5 protein-coding genes are annotated in these 6,590 nt (G+C 73.9%); all 5 read left to right on the top strand.

Translation table 11 applies throughout. The annotated features are described in order from the left end of the window. Nucleotides 1-2 precede the first annotated feature (2 nt). The gene (locus tag EF918_RS30765) at nucleotides 3-860 is read left to right on the top strand and encodes an RNA methyltransferase (RefSeq protein ID WP_125652209.1); all 858 of its coding nucleotides are present in this window, start codon (nucleotides 3-5) and stop codon (nucleotides 858-860) included. A gap of 54 nt (nucleotides 861-914) precedes the next feature. After that, nucleotides 915-2,042 (top strand): sensor histidine kinase KdpD, encoded by a 1,128-nt coding sequence (locus EF918_RS30760; RefSeq protein WP_125652208.1) that lies wholly within the window; start codon nucleotides 915-917, stop codon nucleotides 2,040-2,042. A 156-nt stretch (nucleotides 2,043-2,198) separates the two neighbouring features. Then, nucleotides 2,199-3,329 (top strand): phenylalanine--tRNA ligase subunit alpha, encoded by a 1,131-nt coding sequence (gene pheS / locus EF918_RS30755; RefSeq protein WP_125652207.1) that lies wholly within the window; start codon nucleotides 2,199-2,201, stop codon nucleotides 3,327-3,329. Beyond that, nucleotides 3,329-5,857 (top strand): phenylalanine--tRNA ligase subunit beta, encoded by a 2,529-nt coding sequence (gene pheT, locus EF918_RS30750; RefSeq protein WP_125652206.1) that lies wholly within the window; start codon nucleotides 3,329-3,331, stop codon nucleotides 5,855-5,857. Before pheS ends, pheT begins: the two co-directional genes overlap by 1 nt. Before the next feature lie 141 nt (nucleotides 5,858-5,998). Next, on the top strand, nucleotides 5,999-6,590 hold a 592-nt coding region (locus EF918_RS30745), incomplete at its 3' end, for a PP2C family protein-serine/threonine phosphatase (RefSeq protein WP_148141286.1).

The following is a 6,590-nucleotide window of genomic DNA, read 5'->3' as shown; positions in this document are numbered from 1 at the left end:
CCATGGGCACCCCCGCCGAGCTGATCTCCCCCCGCTCCCCCCGGGTGGCCGCCGCCCGGCGCCTCGCCCGGCGCAACTTCCGCACCAAGGAGCGCCGCTTCATCGCCGAGGGCCCGCAGGCCGTGCGCGAGGCCGTCGCCCACCGCGGGGAGGCCGGCGCCACCCTGATCGAGCTGTTCGCGACCGTCGAGGCCGCCGAGCGGTACGCCGACATCGTGGCCGCCGCCCGCGCCGCCGGGGCCCGCGTCCACTACGCCTCCGACGAGGTCCTCGCCGACGTCTCGCAGACCATCACCCCGCAGGGCCTGGTCGGCGTCTGCCACTTCCTCGACTCCTCCTTCGAGGACGTCCTCGACGCCGGACCGAAGCTGGTCGCCGTCCTCGCCCACGTCCGCGACCCCGGGAACGCCGGCACCGTGCTGCGCTGCGCCGACGCGGCCGGCGCGGACGCCGTGGTGCTCACCGACGCCTCCGTGGACCTGTACAACCCCAAGTCGGTTCGCGCCTCCGTCGGCTCCCTCTTCCACCTGCCGGTCGCCGTCGGCGTCCCCGTCGAGCGGGCCGTCGAGGGCCTGCGCGCCGCGGGCGTACGGATCCTCGCCGCCGACGGCGCGGGCGAGGACGACCTCGACGCCGAACTGGACGCCGGCACCATGGGCGGCCCGACCGCCTGGGTCTTCGGCAACGAGGCCTGGGGCCTGCCGGAGGAGACCCGTGCGCTGGCGGACGCCGTCGTACGCGTCCCCATCCACGGCAAGGCCGAGAGCCTGAACCTCGCCACGGCCGCCGCCGTGTGCCTGTACGCCTCCGCGCGTGCACAGCGGGCTTCCGGAGGGTGCCGCTCCGTGACCCCCAGCTAGTAGTGTGGCCGCCCGGGGGCCCACGGTGCTGCCGGAGATGTGGGGTACGGGGACATGACCGTCGGTACGAACAGCTCACCGGGGGCCACGGACGTGGCGGCCACGGCGCCCCCGGTCGGCCGCGTCGGCCACCTCGCCCCGGACCTCGGGCTCGACCCCGACGACCTGCCCGACGGCCTGGTCGTCGCCGACCACACCGGCCAGGTGATCTGCTTCAACCGGGCCGCCGCCCGGATCACCGCCATCGCCCCCGGCGAGGCCCTCGGCGCCCGGATCGAGCGGGCCCTGCCCCTGGAGGACCTCGAAGGCCGCCGCTGGTGGACCCTGACCGACCCCTACGGCGGCCTGGCCACCCGCCGCGGCCAGCCGGAGCGCAACCTGCTGCTGCCCGGCGGCCGCGAGGTGCTGGTCTCCGCCCGGTACGTCCGCACCCACCCGCAGGGCCCGCTGGCCCGCCTCGTGGTGAGCCTGCGCGGCACCGAGGCCCGCCGCCGCACCGAGCGGAGCCACGCCGAGCTGATCGCCACCGTCGCGCACGAGCTGCGCTCCCCGCTGACCTCGGTCAAGGGCTTCACCGCGACCCTGCTGGCGAAGTGGGAACGGTTCACCGACGACCAGAAGCGGCTGATGCTGGAGACCGTCGACGCCGACGCCAACCGGGTCACCCGGCTGATCGCCGAGCTGCTCGACATCTCCCGGATCGACTCCGGCCGGCTGGAGGTGCGCCGGCAGCCCGTGGACATCGCCACCGCCGTCGGCCGGCACGTCCAGGCGCTCACCGCGAACGGCCAGGCCCCAGACCGCTTCCTCGTCCGGCTGGCCCGGCCGCTGCCCGATCTGTGGGCCGACCCGGACAAGATCGACCAGATCCTCGGCAACCTCCTGGAAAATGCGGTGCGCCACGGTGACGGAACGGTCACCATCGAGGTGGCGCCGCACGAGAAGGGAACAGCCGTCACCGTGACCGACGAGGGCCCCGGGATCCCGGAGGAGTCCATGAGCCGCGTGTTCACCCGCTTCTGGCGGGGCAGCAAGCGCGGCGGCACCGGGCTGGGCCTGTACATCGTCAAGGGCATCGTGGAGGCCCACGGCGGCACCATCACGGTCGGACGCGGCCCCGGGGGCGGCGCCGAGTTCCGATTTATCCTGCCCGTCGGCGCGCCGGCGTACCTCTCCCAGTAGTCGCGGCACTGCGCGGAGGCGTCTCACCGGTCGGCCCACGGGCTCCTTCACACCCGGCGACCTTTAGACTCGTCCTTTGGCACCTTTGTGTCCTTGTGTCGAGAACCTTGTGTCGAGCGGGGACCACCAGCCAGCCCATCGGAAGTACGGGAAGAGATGTCGGCACCGAACAAGTCGTACGACCCTGTCGAGGTCGAGGCACTGAAACCGGAAGAGATCGAGCGCATGCGGGACGAGGCGCTCGCCGCCTTCGCGGCCGCCGGCGACCTCGACGCACTGGCGCACGCGAAGACCGCCCACGCCGGCGGCACCTCGCCGCTGGCGCTGGCCAACCGTGAGATCGGCGCCCTGCCGCCGCAGGCCAAGGCCGAGGCCGGCAAGCGCGTCGGCCAGGCCCGCGGCGCCGTGAACAAGGCGTACGCGGAGCGCCTGGCGCAGCTGGAGGCCGAGCGCGACGAGCGGGTGCTGGTCGAGGAGGCGGTGGACGTCACGCTGCCCTACGACCGGGTCCCCGCCGGCGCCCGTCACCCCCTGACCACGCTGATGGACCGCGTCGCGGACATCTTCGTCGCCATGGGCTACGAGGTGGCCGAGGGCCCCGAGGTCGAGGCGGAGTGGTTCAACTTCGACGCCCTCAACTTCACGCCCGATCACCCGGCCCGCCAGATGCAGGACACCTTCTTCGTCCAGGGCCCCGAGGGCGTGCAGGGCGACGAGTCCGGTGTCGTGCTGCGCACCCACACCTCCCCGGTGCAGGCCCGCGCGCTGCTGGAGCGCCGTGAGCCCCCCGTCTACATCGTCTGCCCCGGCCGGGTCTACCGGACCGACGAGCTCGACGCCACGCACACCCCGGTCTTCCACCAGGTCGAGCTGCTGGCCGTCGACAAGGGCCTGACCATGGCCGACCTCAAGGGCACCATCGACCACATGGTCAAGGAGCTCTTCGGCGAGGACACCACCACCCGGCTCCGCCCGCACTTCTTCCCGTTCACCGAGCCGTCCGCCGAGATGGACATGCAGTGCTACGTGTGCCGCGGCGCCTCGGTGGGCAACCCCGACCGCCCCTGCCGCACCTGCTCCAGCGAGGGCTGGATCGAGCTCGGCGGCTGCGGGATGGTCAACCCCAAGGTGCTGATCGCCTGCGGCGTGGACCCCGAGGTGTACAGCGGGTTCGCCTTCGGGTTCGGCATCGAGCGGATGCTGATGTTCCGCCACAACGTCGAAGACATGCGAGACATGGTCGAGGGTGACGTCCGGTTCACCCGGCCGTTCGGGATGGAGATCTGATGCGGGTCCCGCTTTCTTGGCTGCGGGAGTACGTCGACCTGCCCGCGGGCACCACGGGTCGTGACGTAGCTGCCAAGCTCATCGACGCCGGTCTCGAGGTCGAGACCGTCGAGCAGCTCGGCGCCGGGCTCAAGGGCCCCCTGGTCGTCGGCCAGGTGCTGACCATCGAGGAGCTGGAGGGCTTCCGTAAGCCCATCCGTTTCTGCACCGTGGACGTCGGCGCGGCCAACGGCACCGGTGAGCCCCAGGAGATCGTGTGCGGCGCCCGCAACTTCGCGGTCGGCGACAAGGTCGTCGTGGTCCTGCCCGGCGCCGTCCTGCCCGGCGACTTCGCGATCGCCGCGCGCAAGACCTACGGCAGGACCTCCCACGGCATGATCTGCTCCGGCGAGGAGCTCGGCATGGGTGACGACGGTACGCACGGGATCATCGTGCTGCCGCCGGAGCACGAGGCGGGCACCGACGCGATCGAGCTGCTCCAGCTCGTCGACGAGGTCCTGCACATCGACGTCACCCCCGACCGCGGCTACTGCATGTCGATGCGCGGCATCGCCCGCGAGACCGCCACCGCCTTCGGCCTGCCGCTGCGCGACCCCGCGCTGCTCGACGTGCCGGCGCCGAACTCGTACGGCTACCCGGTCAAGGTCGAGGACCCGGCCGGCTGCGACCGCTTCACCGCGCGCACCGTCACCGGACTGGACCCCGAGGCCCGCTCCCCGATCTGGCTCACCCGCCGCCTGCAGAAGGCCGGCATGCGCCCGGTCTCGCTGGCCGTGGACATCACCAACTACGTGATGCTGGAGCTCGGCCAGCCGCTGCACGCCTACGACCGCTCGCGCGTCGACGGCACCATCGGGGTCCGCCGCGCCGAGCAGGGCGAGAAGTTCACCACCCTCGACGGCGTCAAGCGCACCCTCGACGCCGAGGACCTGGTGATCACCGACAACAGCGGGCCGATCGGCATCGCCGGTGTCATGGGCGGTGCCAACACCGAGATCGCCGACTCCGTCACCGACCCCGAGACCGGTGTGGTCACCGGCACCACCGAGGTCGTGATCGAGGCCGCGCACTTCGACCCGGTCTCCATCTCCCGCACCGCCCGCCGCCTGAAGCTGGCCTCCGAGGCCTCCAAGCGCTTCGAGCGCGGCGTCGACCCGCAGGCCGCCGCCGCGGCCGCCCAGCGGACCGTCGACCTGCTGGTGCTGCTCGCGGGCGGCACCGCCGAGGCCGGCGTCACCGAGACGAGCGCCCCGCTCGCCCCGCGCACCGTCGCGATGCGCGCCGACCACCCCGACCGGGTCGCCGGCATGGACTACGGCCGCGAGACCGTCGTCCGACGCCTGCAGGAGATCGGCTGCGACGTCTACGGCCAGGACGAGCTCGTCGTGACCGTGCCCTCGTGGCGGCCCGACCTCGCCGAGCCCAACGACCTCGCCGAGGAGGTCATCCGGCTGGAGGGCTACGGCAACCTGCCGTCGACCCTGCCGCAGGTGCCCTCAGGCCGCGGCCTCACCCCGCGCCAGCAGCTGCACCGCCGCGTCGGCCGGGCGCTGGCCGGCGCCGGCTACGTCGAGGCGCTCAGCTACCCGTTCATCGGCGAGGACGTCCTCGACCAGCTCCAGCTCCCCGCGCACGACGCGGCCCGCCAGGTGGTCAAGCTCGTCAACCCGCTGTCCGACCAGGAGCCGGCGCTGCGCACCACGCTGCTGCCCGGTCTCCTCGGCGCGCTGCGCCGCAACGACAGCCGCGGCAGCCACGACCTCGCCCTGTTCGAGACCGGCTCGGTCTTCCGGGCCGGCGACCGGCCCGGCGTCGCGGTGCGCCTGCCCGTCGACCGCCGTCCCACGGACGAGGAGATCGCCACGCTCGACGCCGCCCTCCCGGCGCAGCCGCGGTACGCCGCGGTCGTGCTGGCCGGCGCCCGCGAGCAGGCCGGCTGGTGGGGCAAGGGCCGCCCGGCCGACTGGGCGGACGCGGTCGAGGCCGCGCGTGCCCTGGCCCGCGAGGCGGGGGCCGAGCTGGTGGTCCGGCAGGGGCAGTACGGCCCCTGGCACCCGGGCCGCTGCGCCGAACTGGTGGTCACCCTGGACGGGGTCGAGCAGGTCATCGGCCACGCCGGTGAACTGCACCCGCGCGTCGTGAAGGCGCTCGGCCTGCCGGAGCGCACCAGCGCGATGGAACTGGACCTGGACCGGCTGGCGCAGGCCGGCGGCGCGGCCGTCGAGGCGCCCCGGATCTCCAGCTTCCCGGTGGCCACCCAGGACGTGGCGCTGATCGTGGACGCGTCCGTGCCGGCCGTCGCCGTCGAGGCGGCGCTGCGCAAGGGCGCCGGCGAACTGCTGGAGTCCCTGCGGCTGTTCGACGTCTTCACCGGCGAGCAGATCGGCGAGGGCAAGAAGTCGCTGGCGTACGCGCTGCGCTTCCGCGCCGCCGACCGCACGCTGACCGTGGAGGAGTCCACGGCCGCGCGGGACGCCGCCGTGGCGCTCGCCGCCGAGCGGACGGGCGCGGTGCTGCGCGGGGCGTGACCGGCGCCGTGACCGGCTCATGAGGGGCGCACCCGGATCACCGGGTGCGCCCCTCACTCGTTCGGGTGAGAACTCCGGGCGGGTGTAGGGCCCGCAGCGGGTGCTCGACACAATCGTTCCGGCCGAGGGGAGGCCTGAACGATGACCGGACCATGGGCCGTGCCCCAGGTGCGCCGGGTGTGCGTCCTTGCCTGGGGCGGCGCGGCGGTCTCCTGGGAGCTGTCCTCCCCGGGGCCCCTGCTGCCGAGCCTGGCGAGCTGTGCGGCGTTCCTGCTGCTGGCCGCCGGGAGCGCGCTGCACGTCCGGCAGCGGCTGGCCGGCGAGCTGCGCCGCACCCGGCGGATCGCGGGCACCGTGCAGCAGGCCCTGCTGCGGCCGCTGCCCGCCCGGATGGACGGACTGGCCCTGGCCGCGGCGCACGGACCGGTGCTGGGCGGCGACCTGTACGAGGCGCTGACCACGCCGTACGGCGTGCGCGTGGTCATCGGTGACGTCCGCGGCCACGGACTGCCGGCGCTCCCCGCCGCCACGGCCGTGCTGGGCTGCTTCCGCGAGGCCGCCCACGACGAGCCGACCCTCGACGGGGTGCTGCGGCGGCTGGAACGGGCGCTGCGCCGGGCGGCCGCCGGCCCGGAGGACTTCGTCACCCTGCTCCTGCTGGAGATCACCGCCGACAGCACGGTCACCGTCCTCAACTGCGGCCACCCCTGGCCCTACCTGCTGCCCCCGGCCC

This window comes from Streptomyces sp. WAC06614 (genome assembly GCF_003949795.1).
GTDB lineage: Bacteria > Actinomycetota > Actinomycetes > Streptomycetales > Streptomycetaceae > Streptomyces.
This window is presented reverse-complemented; position numbering and strand designations above follow the sequence as displayed.